Raw genomic sequence first — 14,941 nt, 5'->3', positions numbered from 1 at the left:
CGGCGATAAAATGTCCGCAGGTGTATGATAGCCCCGCATTTAACCCGATAAACAAAAAGGATTTAGTATGCCGAAGCCGGAAAACGGCCCGCAGCTCCCGGCCATCGGCTGGCCGGTGCCGAAAAATAACCGGGGCGGGGAGTTCAGTAACCTGGAAGAGATGCTGGCGCATCTGGAAGGTGAAGCTACCGGGCACTGGCTGATAGGCCGTAATGGTATGTGGCACGGTGGTATTCACATCACCGACACCACCACGCCGTGGTGTGCACTCAGCGGTCAGGCGATGAATGAGGCGGTGGATTTTCCAGTGCCGTTTAAGGGGGAGCAGGCCGTGCGCTGCATGGCAGACGGTGAGGTGGTGGCGTACCGGATTAACCGGGATTACCTCAGCGTGCCATGGTACTGGGGGGATTTACGCTACTCCGGGTCTTTTGTGCTGGTCCGGCACCGTGTTCAGCCGGGGAAAATGGCAGAGAGCGGGCTGACCTTTTACACTCTGTATATGCACCTTGCGCCCTGGCTGGCCTACCCGGAGCAGGACAGCGCGGCGTTCAAAGTGGCAGATGGTCAGCACCTGAATGCGTATGTGGACGCGTCCCGGCAGTGGGTGGCGGCAGATTTGCCGCCCGGCACGCGGGTGACATGGGACAGGACTGTCAGCACCGACACGATGACCGGGAACAACGGGCGGCAGTATGCGTACGTCACACTGGAAGAGCCGGTTACGGGCAGCATGAACCTGAAAGCTGGTGACAGGGTGTGGACGGTGTGTGACAGGGGGAATCTGGTTCCGGCCCGTGACAGCGCCATCCGTCCGGCGTGGTGGTCCCCGTTCCTGCCGCCGTCGCGCGAAACTGTGCAGTTTGATACGGTGGTGTGCCCGACCCCTTACCCGATTAAGGCCGGGGACCCGGTGGGGCATCTGGGGTATTTTCAGGTACCCAGTGAAGACGGGCACGAAAAACGCTATCAGGTGCATATCGAATGTCTGACGATGGACGACCTGCCGCACTTTCTGAGCAACCCGGAAGGCACGGGGCGTGACACGCCCGCCTTTGCCCGCTGCCCGAAGGACATTCCGGTGTACCTGCAATTCAGCGGCGGGGAAATAGAAAAGGGACTGATAACAACGCAGACCGAAACGGTAATGGCGCTGTCCGGTCAGGCGGTGACGGACAAAGAAGGTAAACGCTACTGGCCAGGTGGTTCGTCGCGCGGGCTGCTGGCAGAGTCGGATGTGCAGCTGCTGTCCCGGTATGACCTGGCTGGGCGGGGTTTTGAGACGACAGAAGACAGCCCGGTGAGCTTTGACCATCTCGACGGGAAGACGCAGCCGAAAGGGCTGGTGAAGACGATTTTTGAACGGTTTTTCAGCGTGGCTGATAATGACGGGAAACCCTACAGCATGGCGGTAGCATTTAACTATCAGCAGTTGCTGGACAGGATTGACGACGCGAAATCCCCCCGCTATAACCCGGAACAATACCGGCGTGCGGTGCAGAACCCGTCAATGCGTGACCACCTGTACCGGCTGTGCGTAAAGCACCCCAGCGACTGATACTACTCGTCGGAAACTCCGGTGTGGAAAGCGTTCTTTACGCCACAGCTGAAAAGAGATGCGCCGGAGTGGTATGCCTACAGCATGAAGTTCCTGACGGACATCCGCTGGATGTACCGTGTGGCAGGGATGGTGGAAAATCCATGGCATATGCATCCGCTGGTTTTTCTCGATGCTATTAAATCTCAAGTTAAAACTTTAGAAGGTAAGTTGACTTACAACGCTGAAGGAAATGATATTTCATCATCTATATATTATAGCCGGCTTATTCACTGGCCTGGAAATGATCTTTCAGGCGTAACTCTTGGCCGTGGTTATGATATGGGGGATCGCACTGAGAGAGATGTATATAATGATATGATTGCATCAGGAATACCTGACAGGCAGGCTGTTAAAATATCAAGATGCGCAGGACTTAAAGGAGTTGCTGCTCGTGATTATGTAAGTGCTCATAAGAAAGATATAGGAGAGATAACATTGCAGCAGCAAGAGTCGCTCTTTTCTATTATTTATGCTAAATATGTTGAGCGGGCTATTGCTAATTATAAAAAGTGGACTAATGGCGTTTCCAGTGCGAAGCAATGGGAAAGCTTGGATACATCTATCCAAGAAGTGTTGGTTGACTTCGTTTATCAGGGGTTTACCAAAGGACCTAAGCCTATGCTTGCCGGTTCAAATGATAGTAAACAAGAGTTAATTGATTACATACAAAACACACCTGCAATTTCACAATACGAACCAGGTAGACATAGAGTTGATTATTTGGAGGGTAGATAATGAAACGAGCCTTAGCTATTATTTTACTGTATTCGTCATTTTCACATAGTGCAGATGTTTGTCGCAATATAACAACATCTGATCAGGTTGCTTTGTGCTCGGAAAGTAAAAAGAATTCAGCCGATAAATATTTGAATGAGCAATATTTGATGTTGCTATCTAAAGTTAATTCTGCATATGTGAATGATGAATCTTTAAAGCAGGAGTTCGTAAACAACATTAAAACTTCCCAGAGGGATTGGATTAAATTTAGGGATTCTAATTGTAAGTTATACTCATTCCAGATAGATAACAAAAGCTCGGCATATCAAACGACCTTCAATGAGTGTGTTGCAAAAATGTCAGAAACCAGAGGAAAAGAGTTGGCTGAGCTTTCTGGCAACATATAAGGTATGGAAATAAAATTTAAAAGGATCTTCTTGAGATCCTTTTTTTTACGCCTTTAACTTCCATATCCCGCTCGTTTTGTATAACGTCGCATTTTGCAGCTTCGCTCCCATTGGGCCAAAATTTTGGAACCTCGTGATACCTGTTGGCCTTTAGCGGAGTGCTTCACAGGCATAGCGCTTCATTCTGTCTAAAAAACATCCTTAGCGTAGGATATTTTCTGTTTTCCAAGCGGACCCCTTATACAGCGGTGTTTGTCACTCAGATATCCACAATGCCTATAATGACTGGGGCGGGGCTAAGTATCCGATGGTGCCGGGACACGAAATCATTGGACGTGTGGTGCATGTCGGGAAGTCGGTGACCAAATTTGCCGTAGGCGATCTCGCCGGGGTTGGCTGCATGGTTGACTCATGCCAGCACTGTAGCGCCTGCGAACAGGGGCTAGAGCAATATTGCGAAGAAGGTAACACGCTCACGTATAACGATATCGATCGTCATGATGGCCTGCATACCTTCGGGGGCTATTCCGACAAGATTGTCGTTACCGAAAAGTTTGTTGTGAAGGTCCCGGAAGGGATAGATTTACGCGGCGCGGCGCCGCTGCTTTGTGCCGGGATCACCACATGGTCGCCGCTGCGTCACTGGCAGGTTGGAGAGGGCAGTAAAGTCGCGGTTGTTGGGTTGGGCGGCCTCGGGCATATGGCCATCAAACTCGCTAACGCATTGGGGGCTGAAGTTACGCTGTTCACGCGTTCGCCAGATAAAGAAGCAGATGCCAGACGTCTGGGTGCCAGTCACGTTGTGCTTTCCACTGACCCTGAGCAGATGAAGGCCGCCGGTAATCAGTTTGATCTGATTATTGATACTGTTCCGTATGTCCACGACCTGAATCCCTATATCCCAACGTTGGCGCTAAGCGGTACGCTGGTGCTGGTTGGCTATCTGGGCGCATTGGATCCTTTCCTGAATACGATTCCACTGATTCTCGGGCGGAAATCCGTCGCGGGTTCGGTTATCGGCGGGATTGCAGAAACGCAGGAAATGTTAGATTTTTGCGGCCAGCACGGTATTACAGCCGATGTCGAAGTGATCAATATTCAGGATATTAATAGCGCCTGGCAGCGGATGTTGAAAAGCGATGTGAAATACCGCTTTGTGATTGATATTGCCTCGCTGAAATAACGCTAAAAAAGACGCGGATTTCCGCGTCTTTACGTTTGTTAGTGTCTCGATGGCGATACTTCAGGATTATCCATATACAGCGTCTGGCTGGGGAAGGCGAAGTCGGCGCCTTTTGTCTGGACTATCGAAATAATTTTCAAATAAACGTCCTGTTGTACCGCAAGCCATTCCTGCCATACGGTAGTTTTCGTGAAGCAGTACACCATGATATTTAACGATGAATCAGCAAATTCATTGAAATAGACCAGTAGAGTTTGTTTCTGGTCTATCCCCGGATGATTTTGCAGCATTTGTCTGACCGCCTCGACAACTGCCCCAATTTTATCGGCATCTTCATATCGTAATCCGATCACCGTTTTGATTCTTCTGTTGGTCATACGCCCTGGATTTTCTACGCTGATTGAGGAGAAAATCGAGTTTGGGACGTACAATGGGCGATGATCGAAGGTGTTTATTTTGGTCATTCGCCAGCCAATTTCTGTCACTGTGCCTTCAATATTACGGTCCGGGGAACGGATCCAGTCACCGATGCTAAACGGTCTGTCGAAATAGAGCATAATGCCGGAGAAAAAATTGCTCAGAATGTCTTTACCTGCCATACCTACAGCGATACCACCGATGCCGCCAAAGGTTAGCAGACCCGATAAGCTCATGCCGAAATGTTCGCCATACAGCAAAATGATGGCGACCACGATGGTAATCTTAATGATCCGCGACAGGATCCTCGCGCTGGTAATATCTCTGCCTTTATTAATCTGCGTCTTTTCAAACTGATTAATCACCAGAAAAAGTTTGATTGTCAGAATCAGCGCAATTAACGAGGTGCAGATGAAATCGACTACGCTGGGAGAGATAAATTTCAGGTTGTAACTCTCGATCACGTTATTGGCAATACTGCCGAAGGTTCCAATGATAATGGCATAGACGAAAAATTGTGCCGCATGAAATATGAACCCTTTGCAACGTCTTTCACCACGATGAAACCAAACGCTCATCAGCACCAGTGCGGTAAAGCAACTGAGAATTACCGTCAAATTAAACGCATTATTCATAAACAGTTCAGCGATCATGATCCTTCCTGGCAGCTCCGTGGTTGCTAAATATCATCTGACATCCCGCTCATCGGATATTTTACGCAGTTTTGGCGCTCAGATCATTAATCAAAGGGCGAGAGAAATAATGCAATCAGCGCTATTTTCAGCGCAATCACGCAGGCGTCACTGATGAAGGGGCGTTATGTAGCAGACAGTAAGCTGATGTCATGGTATTGTTAGCGCAAAGTAACAAGATTTTCATCTGCAAAAGGACAGTACTATGATCATGGCTAAGCTGAAGACAGCGAAGGGACGAAAGTTTTTGTTGTGCCTGCTTGGAGTGTTTATTATCGCAGCGTCGGTAGTCACGCGAGCGACGATCGGCGGCGTTATTGAACAGTATGACATTCCGCTATCCGACTGGACCGCCTCAATGTATGCCATTCAATCTGCAATGATTTGTGTCTACAGCATGGTGTTTACCATTCTGCTTGCCATTCCGCTGGGCATCTATTTTCTTGGTGGCGACGAGAAACACTAAATGTTTATCATGCCGGATGAATATCCATCCGGCATTGTATGGTGCGGTTAGTCGTCTTCGTCGTCATCCAGTTCCACTGGCGTCTGATACTGATCCGGCTTGATAACCAGCAGGTCACAGCGTAGATGATCGATAACCTGCTCAGCAGTATTACCGAGGAACGCGGCAGAGATACCGGTACGTCCGACGGTGCCCAGCACCACGATGCCCGCCTGTAAGTGTTCGGCTAAATCAGGAATAACCTCTTCAGGCAATCCTTTTTCAACGTGCGTTACTTTCTCATCGATACTGAATTTCTGGCGTAATGCCTTCATTGCCAGCAGATGCTGTCCACGAATCGCATCGTTATATACGCTGGGATCAAATTCAGGGAGTTCAATCGCAATGTTGATAGGTGTAACAGGGTAGGCGCCAACCAGATGCACTTCGGTATGGTTAACCTGTTCCGCCAGTTGCAGCGTTTCTTTGACCAGCTTTTCATTAAGCGCGTTGTGATAGGCCTCTTCACTGGCGAGGTTCACCGCAACCAGCGCTTTACCGCCTTCAGGCCACGGCTGGTCTTTAACCATCCACACCGGGCTTGGGCATTTACGCAACAAATGCCAGTCGGTCGGGGTGAAAATTACGGCTTCCAGACGGTCGTGTTGGTGCGCCATTTTTAGCACCAGGTCATGCCTGGCGCTGATGACTTCCTGGATGATGGCTTCAAAGGGGCGGTTGTGCCAGACCACTTTGATCTCAATAGGGATCCCTGCTTCAATGTAGTATTTCGCTTGTTCACGAATCCACGCTGTTCGCTGGCTGATGACACCCTGACGCATTGCCGTACGCTCATCGGGCGACAGCAGGGTAGTCATCTCATAGGAAAAGTCATAGATCGGCAAAAAGGCTTTAATTTTGCCACCAATCCGTTGATGCAAATAAACAGCTCGCCGTAATGCTGGTTGATCGTCCTGGTTCGGGTCGATGACGACCAGCATATTTTTATACATAGCCATACAGGGTCTCCTTACAACTGTCATCGCAGTTTGTAATTAAAAGAGTAACCCAATAATGTGGATTGAAACAGAGGAGAACCTCCTGCCAGATCAATAAATCGGGAAAATTTAGTGATTTGACAGAAGGATAACAGAGATACTTGCAGAACGATTACGCAACGTTACGCGTGTGGCCAGCAAGAACTGCCAGCGCATCGCTATTCTCAATAGTGATGTATTTGCCTTTTACCGCCAGCATACCGCTTTTCTGGAAACGCCCCAGCAGGCGGCTAATAGTTTCAACCGTCAGACCGAGGTAGTTACCGATGTCGCCACGAGTCATGGTCAGACGGAATTCACGAGGCGAGAATCCACGCTGGGCGAAGCGGCGGGACAAATTGTAAATAAAGGCCGCCAGGCGCTCTTCAGCGTTTTTCTTCGACAACAGCAGGATCATGTCCTGGTCGCCTTTGATTTCGCCACTCATCAGACGCATCATCTGTTGACGCAGATTCGGCATTTTGCCGGACAGGTCATCCAGAGTTTCGAAAGGAATCTCACATACCATTGAGGTTTCCAGAGCCTGGGCAAAGCTCGGGTGATGACCGCTGCCAATCGCGTCAAAACCTACCAGGTCACCTGCCAGATGGAAACCGGTGATTTGCTCATCGCCTTGCTCGGTAATGGTATAGCTTTTAATCGTTCCGGAGCGGATAGCATAGAGTGATTTAAGTTCATCACCTGCTTTAAAGAGCGTCTGCCCCTTTTGGATAGGCTTTTTGCGCTCGATGATGTTATCGAGCTGGTCAAGCTCATGCTCGTTAAGTGTGAACGGGATGCAAAGCTGGCTGATGCTGCAATCCTGGCAATGGATAGCACAACCGCCAGACTGAATGCGCCGTATAATTCGCTTTTCCGGGATCATAGGTCTGCTCAAGCCGTAATTGATATTTGTCAATTTTAACATCTTTTTGGTGAGCACGTAAGCCTGAGCTACTCCCAATAGAGAATAATTCAGGCATAACTGGGTTGAATGTTTGTATCTACCTGATTAACCGTACTTTATTTAAGGCTGTATTATGTGGAAGTGTGATGAATAAGGCATTAATTGCCTGGATTCTAGAGTAGTAAATAGCCTTCATGACGCAATAGCCACTCTTTTCGCTGCACACCGCCGGCATATCCAGTCATAGTACCGTTACGCCCAATGACGCGATGACAAGGCACTACAATACTTACCGGGTTTGACCCGTTCGCCGCCCCGACGGCTCTGGCAGCGCCAGGGCGTCCCAGTTGTTCGGCCAGTTGACCATAATGCATGACTTGTCCACAGGGAATGGTACGTAACGCTTGCCAGACTTCACGCTGGAAGGGGGTACCCGCGGTGGCGGTTTCCAGCGTGTCAATAATACTAAGGTTTCCGGCAAAATATTCAGCCAGCTTATCACTCAATCCGCCAGGGTTTTTGGCAGCGATACGCTGATAACCTTCAGCGCGGTAATGAATGTCCAGCAACTGCACCATACGATCGCTGTGTTGATCCCATTCGACCGCGCGCAGACGAAATTGCTCATCACAAATGATCCACAGCGGGCCCAGCGGCGTGGCGATGGTATCTTCCAGTAAGTTCAGCATCCGTTTCTCTCATTGCAACATTACAGGCAAGATGACACATTATCACGCCAGTTATCGTCGCAGCTATACCTCTAAAATGGATATCCGTTTGTTGGAAGTAGATCGCTTCCACTGCGTGAACCTGGTGAATTATTGGAAATAATCGTAAACCGTTGTCGGTATAATAGTGCACGGTTATGATAAGACCCGTCGCAATACGCTGGAGGATGAAACATGAACCTTGATGACGCATCGTTGTTTCTTGACGCGATGGGGGATGTTCAACCGCTGAAAAGCCGCACCGAGGTGCACTGGCAGCCCACACGCAATCTCCGCGCTCCGGCTCGTATTGATACGCTGCAATTGGATAATTTTCTCTCAACGGGTTTTCTCGATATTGTCCCGTTGAGCGTACCATTGGAGTTTCGCCGCGAAGGTTTGCAGCACGGTGTGACTGACAAACTACGAACCGGTAAATATCCGCAGCAGGCGAGTCTCAATCTCGTCCGTCAGCCCGTTGAAACCTGTCGTCAGATGCTCTTCAGTTTTATTCTGCAGGCGCAGCAAGAAGGGTTGCGTAACGTGTTGGTGATACACGGCAAGGGGCGCGACGATAATTCTCATGCCAACATTGTTCGCAGCTATGTAGCGCGTTGGCTGACGGAATTTGAAGATGTACAAGCCTACTGTGCCGCACTGCCGCATCACGGCGGCAGCGGAGCATGCTATGTGGCATTACGTAAAACCGCGCAGGCAAAACAGGAGAACTGGGAGCGTCACGCTAAGCGCAGTCGCTGACCGACATAAACATCAGGCGGCCAGTACCCGGTTCCGCCCTTCGTTTTTGGCTTTGTACAGCGCGTCGTCAACGCGTTTGAATAGCTCATCGATACTTTCATTGGTTTCGTGCCGCGCAACGCCAATGCTGACGGTAAAGCGGGGAAGGCCAGGAAGCGTCACCTTGGCCACCGCCGCGCGTATTACTTCTGCGAGATTAAGGGCAACCTCCAGTGAGGTTCGCGGCAGAAGGAGTACAAACTCTTCACCTCCCCAGCGAAAAATCAGGTCGTCCTTTCTCGCGCAGGACTCCAGCGTTCGCGCCAGAGCGCAAAGCACATCGTCACCTCTTAAATGACCGAAGAGATCGTTAATGCTTTTAAAGCGATCGGTGTCGATTAACAGCAGGCTGTAGTCCTGCGTCAATGACATCGCGTGCGTCTGTTGTGGTTCGGTTACCTGATAAAAATGTCGGCGGTTCAGTAATCCGGTCAGGGCGTCACGCAGGGCCGCTTGTTCGAGTTCCTGCTCCAGCCTTTTTTGTTCGGTAATGTCATGAATGATGCACAGCATGAGCTTATTGCCGTAGATTTCGATCGGTCCGGCATAAGTTTGTACGTGACGTAAGGAGCCATCTGCAAGCTTATGAACAAAATGCAATGGCTTATGACCGCCGGGCAGATGGGCGATTTCATGCATCACTGGTAGGATATGACGGCCCAACATGTTGATTTCCCATGTATGTTTCTGGCACATCACATCATGGCTGTAACCATAAAAATTCAGTGCGCTGAGATTCGCATCGACGATCAAACCATCGCGGGACGGATCGATAAGTAACATCGGCGCCGCATTGGTCTGGAAGAAGCGCGCGTAAAATCCCTGCTTGTTTCGCTGATAGTTCGCAGAACGACTGGCTTTCAATCCCTGCGCGGTCGGTGTTTCAATGCCTTCAAAAATAATGATGTCCCCCATATCCGGGAGCGACTTAATGGACAGGCGACTGGCCATCGCGATTTCCTCACCGTTGCGATAAACCGTGAGAATTTCCACAATAGGGTGATGATTTTTCAAGTCACTGAGATACATGGTTAAATCATTTTGGGCATATGTTGAGAATATGCCTTTTCGCAGTGTAGCAAAACAGGAATCCTGCATTAGCTCCCGTGCAACGGTATTAGCGAACACAAGTTCTTCGGTATGCGGTGAAACAATCCACACCGGAAGAGTTAATAAGTCCAGTGAGTGCAGCGCGGTTATACTCATCGATAATCCCGTTATCTTATCTGCTGTGTTGCCCATTTAATGGCGAATGTTTTTATATTACCGTCTCATAATGTTATTGATTGTCGGTGAGACAAGGGGGTACAACTGGCTTTAGTCTGATGTTGTTATCAGTTCATGCTACAGGCTATGCCAATAATAGTAGACACTATTTTGGTATTTTTACTGTTATCGCTAAAATCTTTGGCAAATAGACTTTCAATTTTTAATGTCAGTGCTGGACGTGATTTAATCATCAATATATTTGAATGAATGGCGCTGGAATCATCAACAAAAATGGTGATCCCCATACACACTGTCGCGCCACCAGATAGCCGCCAGAAGGTAGATCAACGTCGGCCAGAGATCGCCACCTTGCTGTACTCATGCTTTTACAATGTGTATTAGTTAGAACAGAAAAATATTGATATTAATGCGGTAATGCTTATATAAGCATTCATGTTAATTATAATTCTGTACATTTTGTATTCTCTGCGTGCTCACCATCACAATAATCTGATAACAAGCCTGGCAATCATTTTTGGTAGAACAAACCACCAGATTAAGACAAATAATCAGCATCATTCTGTGATTTAAGTAAAAGGGCTGCTGACTCTTATTGAATATTCGCCTTTCGTATCAGGGTAATGGCAATTTGCATGGCAGGTGCTATAAAAAATAATATTCACCTCATTTTCTTGGTAAACAGGGCTAAAATGTTAAATAATATTAGCGTCAGGACTTTTATTGTTTTATTTCTGGTAATAACAGCAGTGGCTCTTAATGTGGTGGAGATAATACTTGCAGCCGGTATTGATGTTATTATTGGCAGCAATTTGGTAAGCTTCATTTCTCTATTATGTCTGTGGTGGTATATGACCAAATATCTGGTGATGCCGATTAATACGGTTAAAAGAAGTATTGAAGAGGTTACGTCCGGAAATCTGGCGATCAGCATTCCAGAATTTGGTAATAACTGCGCGGGTAGACTTATACCAGGCATCAATAGCTTATCAAGTAATATTTCAACACTTGTGAATGAGATCAGGATATCCTCACAAACGGCGATGGCGCTCTCAGAGCAGCTTGCAGAACGCAGTGCTGAGCTTTCAGTGAAAACAGAACAGCAATCCGGAACATTAATGCAGACGGCTGCCAACATGGATGAGATCGCGGTGAATACGCGAAATAATGCTGATAACACGCTAATAGCCAGCGCCCAGGCGACAATTGCTACGCAGTGCGCCCGACAGGGAGGAGAACTAATGGTGCAGGTAGCGGCAAATATGCGTTCAATTACCGAATGCGCGGAGCAGATGACCGAAATTATTACGCTGATAGATGGTATCGCATTCCAGACAAATATTCTGGCATTGAATGCAGCGGTGGAAGCGGCGAGGGCCGGGGAGCATGGAAAAGGGTTTTCCGTTGTGGCTGGTGAAGTAAGGAAGCTGGCGCACCGCAGCGCAGATGCAGCTAAAAATATTAAACAGCTGATTGCCCAAACTCATCAAAATGTTCAGCAAGGCGCAGCTATCGTATGCGAAGCAGAAAAAAATATGCAGGATATCGTCGGGGGCGCCGGACAATTAAACCAGTTGATGGGCGAGATATTAACGACCACCCAGGAGCAGGAGAAAGGGATTATCAGGATCACTCATGCTCTGGCCGAACTGGAGAACGTAACCCAAAGTAATGCCGCCATGGTGGATGAGCTTTCTGATTCCTCGGGCATCCTGAAAAACCAGGTGATTGATCTCCAGTCCCGAACCCATCAATTTCGCTTAAGTAAAACTCTTGAGCCTGCAATACGCCAGCGAGCATAACAGGATCTCTCACCACAAGCGTCGCATTCGTCGGCGCTTTTTCTGTTATCAGAGACTTTTATGAATCATTTCAGCGCAATGGGACAATGAGATATTGCTTAACCCATTCTGACGGCTAGACTATCGAAAAAAGCTGAATGTTTGTGGAGGCGCTGTGGAAGCCATTAAGGGAACGGATGTTAATGTGCCGGATGCCGTGTTTGCCTGGCTGCTGGATGGCCGTGGTGGGGTGAAAACGCTGGAAAATAACGATGTTATCGACGCTCAGCATCCCTGCTGGCTGCATCTTAATTATACCCATTCTGAAAGTGCGCAATGGCTGGCGACCACGCCTCTGCTTCCTAATAATGTGCGTGATGCGCTGGCGGGTGAAAGTACGCGCCCACGTGTAAGCAGAGTCGGGGAAGGTACGTTGATCACGCTGCGTTGTATTAATGGCAGCACCGACGAGCGACCTGACCAACTGGTCGCTATGCGCTTGTATATGGATGAACGTCTGATTGTCTCAACGCGCCAGCGCAAAGTACTGGCACTGGATGATGTGGTCAGCGATCTCCAGGAAGGTACAGGGCCGGCTGACTGCGGTAGCTGGCTGGTGGATGTCTGCGATGCGTTAACCGATCATGCCAGCGAGTTTATCGAGCAACTGCACGACAAGATTATAGACCTGGAAGATAACCTGCTCGATCAGCAAATCCCCCCGCGCGGATTCCTGGCATTACTGCGCAAGCAACTGATTGTGATGCGCCGCTATATGGCGCCTCAGCGCGATGTCTATGCGCGCCTGGCGAGTGAGCGTTTAGCCTGGATGACCGACGATCATCGGCGACGGATGCAGGATATCGCCGACAGGTTGGGAAGAGGGCTGGATGAGATAGACGCCTGTATCGCCCGGACCGGTATCATGGCGGACGAAATTGCGCAGGTTATGCAGGAGTCTCTGGCGCGCCGAACCTATACAATGTCCTTGATGGCGATGGTTTTCCTACCCAGTACATTTTTAACCGGACTGTTTGGCGTTAACCTCGGTGGTATCCCCGGCGGCGGCTGGCAGTTTGGTTTCTCATTTTTCTGTATTCTGTTAGTGGTCCTGATTGGTGGTGTTACTTTATGGTTGCATCGTAGTAAATGGTTGTAACAACAACATTTTTTAGTGGCTTTTGCGCATGAAAACGGCCAGGTTTTTGAGCGAAGTCAATAAACCATCTACCTATTCGGGGCAATATCTCACTCGCAGGTGAATGCAACGTCAAGCGATGGGCGTTGCGCTCCATATTGTCTTACTTCCTTTTTTGAATTACTGCATAGCACAATTGATTCGTACGACGCCGACTTAGATTAGTCGGCTTTTTTTTGCCTGCAGGAAATCAGCGTCTACCCTAAAAGAGTCAACCTGATGACTGGAGGGCTATATGACCTGTCTGATTGCAATGCTACAGTGGCAAGTACCAAACGCTGATTCGCTACCCACCGACCCGGTTCCTGTTCCCGATCCACTACCTCGTCCGCAGCCGATGCCGGATCCGCCACCGGATGAGGAGCCGATTAAATTGTCGCATCGCGGGCGCAGATCTGCGAGGATACGCGCCTGCTGAATGTGAGTTTTTACCGCGAGATTAAATTGTGACCGCTTTTTCAACCCTGAATGTTTTACCTGCCGCCCAACTCGAGAACCTCAACGAGCTGGGCTACCTTGAAATGACGCCTGTTCAGGCTGCTGCGTTACCGGCAATCCTGGCGGGGAGGGATGTTCGCGTGCAGGCTAAAACCGGCAGTGGCAAAACGGCTGCTTTTGGTCTGGGGTTGTTGCAGCATATTGATGCCGCGCTGTTTCAGACGCAGTCTCTGGTGCTGTGCCCAACGCGTGAGCTTGCCGACCAGGTGGCAGGGGAACTGCGTCGTTTAGCGCGCTTTCTGCCCAATACCAAGATCTTAACCCTGTGCGGCGGCCAGCCCTTTGGCGCACAGCGTGACTCCCTGCAACATGCGCCACATATTATTGTCGCCACGCCGGGGCGTTTACTTGACCACCTGCAAAAAGGCACCGTTTCTCTGGAGGCGCTGAATACGCTGGTGATGGATGAAGCCGACCGTATGCTGGATATGGGTTTTAGCGACGCGATTGATGAGGTGATCCGCTTTGCGCCTGCATCACGTCAGACCTTGCTTTTTTCTGCGACCTGGCCGGAGGCGATTGCCGCCATCAGCGGCCGGGTACAGAAAGATCCGCTAACGATCGAAATTGATACGGTTGATGCGCTGCCAGCCATTGAACAGCAGTTTTTTGAAACGTCCAGCCACGGCAAAATTCCGTTGCTGCAAAAATTGCTCAGCCAGCACCAGCCTGCATCCTGTGTGGTTTTTTGTAATACCAAAAAAGATTGTCAGGCCGTATGCGATGCACTGAATGCGGCGGGGCAAAGCGCACTCTCATTGCATGGCGATCTTGAACAGCGCGATCGCGATCAGACGCTGGTACGTTTTGCCAACGGCAGCGCACGTGTACTGGTCGCTACCGATGTGGCCGCGCGTGGTCTGGATATCAAGTCGCTGGAACTGGTGGTTAACTTCGAACTGGCGTGGGATCCGGAAGTTCATGTCCATCGTATTGGCCGTACCGCTCGCGCTGGCAACAGCGGTCTGGCGATTAGTTTCTGCGCGCCGGAAGAAGCCCAACGTGCCAATATCCTGGCTGAAATGCTGCAGCTAAAACTGAACTGGTTGCCTGCGCCGGGCAATGGTTCAATTCTGCCGCTGAACGCTGAGATGGCCACGTTATGCATTGATGGCGGTAAAAATGCTAAAATGCGTCCCGGCGATGTTCTGGGCGCTCTGACCGGTGATATTGGTCTGGCTGGCGCTGATATCGGCAAAATCGCCGTCCATCCGGCGCATGTTTACGTCGCTGTTCGCCAGACTGTGGCGCATAAGGCATGGAAACAATTGCAAAACGGTAAGATTAAAGGCAAGACCTGCCGCGTTCGTTTATTGAAATAAATACG

At 49.5% G+C, this 14,941-nt stretch carries 14 protein-coding genes and 1 pseudogene; 10 read left to right on the top strand and 5 right to left on the bottom strand.

Features of this window, described 5'->3' with window-relative positions:
* Nucleotides 1-67 precede the first annotated feature (67 nt).
* The 4 genes and pseudogenes from OGV69_RS14185 to OGV69_RS14170 form a co-directional block, all read left to right on the top strand.
* Nucleotides 68-1,558 carry a hypothetical protein gene (locus OGV69_RS14185; RefSeq protein ID WP_069325009.1) on the top strand — a complete coding sequence of 497 codons (1,491 nt, stop codon included), beginning with the start codon at nt 68-70 and terminating at the stop codon, nt 1,556-1,558.
* A 21-nt stretch (nt 1,559-1,579) separates the two neighbouring features.
* Entirely contained in the window at nt 1,580-2,335 is a 756-nt protein-coding gene (locus OGV69_RS14180) for a pesticin C-terminus-like muramidase (protein WP_077223946.1), read from the top strand.
* On the top strand, nt 2,335-2,724 hold the full coding sequence (locus tag OGV69_RS14175) for a lysozyme inhibitor LprI family protein (protein WP_069325010.1): 390 nt from the start codon (nt 2,335-2,337) through the stop codon (nt 2,722-2,724). The genes OGV69_RS14180 and OGV69_RS14175 overlap by 1 nt, the downstream gene beginning before the upstream one ends.
* 238 nt (nt 2,725-2,962) lie before the next feature.
* A pseudogene (locus tag OGV69_RS14170) lies at nt 2,963-3,907 on the top strand (NAD(P)-dependent alcohol dehydrogenase); the annotation flags it as partial.
* A gap of 38 nt (nt 3,908-3,945) precedes the next feature.
* On the opposite strand, the gene OGV69_RS14165 reads toward OGV69_RS14170, so the two are convergent.
* On the bottom strand, nt 3,946-4,977 hold the full coding sequence (locus OGV69_RS14165) for a mechanosensitive ion channel family protein (protein WP_069324965.1): 1,032 nt from the start codon (nt 4,975-4,977) through the stop codon (nt 3,946-3,948).
* Between the two features lie 244 nt (nt 4,978-5,221).
* Here OGV69_RS14165 and OGV69_RS14160 point away from each other — a divergent pair, with 244 nt between their 5' ends.
* Nucleotides 5,222-5,482 carry a DUF2534 family protein gene (locus OGV69_RS14160; RefSeq protein WP_038640840.1) on the top strand — a complete coding sequence of 87 codons (261 nt, stop codon included), beginning with the start codon at nt 5,222-5,224 and terminating at the stop codon, nt 5,480-5,482.
* 47 nt (nt 5,483-5,529) lie between these two features.
* Here the strand turns inward: OGV69_RS14160 and uspE are convergent, their stop codons facing one another.
* The 3 genes from uspE to ogt form a co-directional block, all read right to left on the bottom strand.
* Nucleotides 5,530-6,480 (bottom strand): universal stress protein UspE, encoded by a 951-nt coding sequence (uspE, locus tag OGV69_RS14155; RefSeq protein ID WP_038640838.1) that lies wholly within the window; start codon nt 6,478-6,480, stop codon nt 5,530-5,532.
* 151 nt (nt 6,481-6,631) lie between these two features.
* Nucleotides 6,632-7,384: a fumarate/nitrate reduction transcriptional regulator Fnr gene (gene fnr, locus OGV69_RS14150; RefSeq protein ID WP_003020397.1), complete on the bottom strand. Its 753-nt coding sequence runs from the start codon at nt 7,382-7,384 to the stop codon at nt 6,632-6,634.
* 194 nt (nt 7,385-7,578) lie between these two features.
* Nucleotides 7,579-8,094, bottom strand: a complete 516-nt coding sequence (gene ogt / locus OGV69_RS14145; protein ID WP_038640835.1) for a methylated-DNA--[protein]-cysteine S-methyltransferase — start codon at nt 8,092-8,094, stop codon at nt 7,579-7,581.
* Nucleotides 8,095-8,307: 213 nt separating this feature from the next.
* Here ogt and smrA point away from each other — a divergent pair, with 213 nt between their 5' ends.
* Nucleotides 8,308-8,871 carry a DNA endonuclease SmrA gene (gene smrA / locus OGV69_RS14140; protein WP_038640833.1) on the top strand — a complete coding sequence of 188 codons (564 nt, stop codon included), beginning with the start codon at nt 8,308-8,310 and terminating at the stop codon, nt 8,869-8,871.
* Nucleotides 8,872-8,883: 12 nt separating this feature from the next.
* On the opposite strand, the gene OGV69_RS14135 is transcribed toward smrA, so the two are convergent.
* Nucleotides 8,884-10,116 carry a sensor domain-containing diguanylate cyclase gene (locus OGV69_RS14135; RefSeq protein ID WP_069324964.1) on the bottom strand — a complete coding sequence of 411 codons (1,233 nt, stop codon included), beginning with the start codon at nt 10,114-10,116 and terminating at the stop codon, nt 8,884-8,886.
* A gap of 713 nt (nt 10,117-10,829) precedes the next feature.
* On the opposite strand from OGV69_RS14135, the gene OGV69_RS14130 reads away from it, so the two are divergent.
* From OGV69_RS14130 to dbpA, 4 genes are all read left to right on the top strand, one after another.
* Nucleotides 10,830-11,939: a methyl-accepting chemotaxis protein gene (locus OGV69_RS14130; RefSeq protein WP_069324969.1), complete on the top strand. Its 1,110-nt coding sequence runs from the start codon at nt 10,830-10,832 to the stop codon at nt 11,937-11,939.
* 154 nt (nt 11,940-12,093) lie between these two features.
* Nucleotides 12,094-13,077 (top strand): zinc transporter ZntB, encoded by a 984-nt coding sequence (zntB, locus tag OGV69_RS14125; protein WP_038640826.1) that lies wholly within the window; start codon nt 12,094-12,096, stop codon nt 13,075-13,077.
* A 274-nt stretch (nt 13,078-13,351) separates the two neighbouring features.
* Nucleotides 13,352-13,534 (top strand): proline-rich small protein YnaL, encoded by a 183-nt coding sequence (gene ynaL, locus OGV69_RS14120; RefSeq protein WP_071888136.1) that lies wholly within the window; start codon nt 13,352-13,354, stop codon nt 13,532-13,534.
* Nucleotides 13,535-13,562: 28 nt separating this feature from the next.
* Nucleotides 13,563-14,936, top strand: a complete 1,374-nt coding sequence (dbpA, locus tag OGV69_RS14115) for an ATP-dependent RNA helicase DbpA (RefSeq protein WP_286469300.1) — start codon at nt 13,563-13,565, stop codon at nt 14,934-14,936.
* Nucleotides 14,937-14,941 lie beyond the last annotated feature (5 nt).

Origin of the sequence: Citrobacter sp. Cc139 (assembly GCF_030334645.1) — a bacterium.
In the GTDB taxonomy this organism is placed as follows: domain Bacteria; phylum Pseudomonadota; class Gammaproteobacteria; order Enterobacterales; family Enterobacteriaceae; genus Citrobacter; species Citrobacter werkmanii.
This window is presented reverse-complemented; position numbering and strand designations above follow the sequence as displayed.

Excerpts from the sequence above, each read along its gene's own strand:
- OGV69_RS14185 (WP_069325009.1), top strand. The coding sequence starts at position 68 with ATGCCGAAGCCGGAAAACGGCCCGCAGCTCCCGGCCATCGGCTGGCCG.
- OGV69_RS14175 (WP_069325010.1), top strand. The coding sequence starts at position 2,335 with ATGAAACGAGCCTTAGCTATTATTTTACTGTATTCGTCATTTTCACAT.
- OGV69_RS14165 (WP_069324965.1), bottom strand. The coding sequence starts at position 4,977 with ATGATCGCTGAACTGTTTATGAATAATGCGTTTAATTTGACGGTAATT.
- OGV69_RS14160 (WP_038640840.1), top strand. The coding sequence starts at position 5,222 with ATGATCATGGCTAAGCTGAAGACAGCGAAGGGACGAAAGTTTTTGTTG.
- uspE (WP_038640838.1), bottom strand. The coding sequence starts at position 6,480 with ATGGCTATGTATAAAAATATGCTGGTCGTCATCGACCCGAACCAGGAC.
- fnr (WP_003020397.1), bottom strand. The coding sequence starts at position 7,384 with ATGATCCCGGAAAAGCGAATTATACGGCGCATTCAGTCTGGCGGTTGT.
- ogt (WP_038640835.1), bottom strand. The coding sequence starts at position 8,094 with ATGCTGAACTTACTGGAAGATACCATCGCCACGCCGCTGGGCCCGCTG.
- smrA (WP_038640833.1), top strand. The coding sequence starts at position 8,308 with ATGAACCTTGATGACGCATCGTTGTTTCTTGACGCGATGGGGGATGTT.
- OGV69_RS14135 (WP_069324964.1), bottom strand. The coding sequence starts at position 10,116 with ATGAGTATAACCGCGCTGCACTCACTGGACTTATTAACTCTTCCGGTG.
- OGV69_RS14130 (WP_069324969.1), top strand. The coding sequence starts at position 10,830 with ATGTTAAATAATATTAGCGTCAGGACTTTTATTGTTTTATTTCTGGTA.
- ynaL (WP_071888136.1), top strand. The coding sequence starts at position 13,352 with ATGACCTGTCTGATTGCAATGCTACAGTGGCAAGTACCAAACGCTGAT.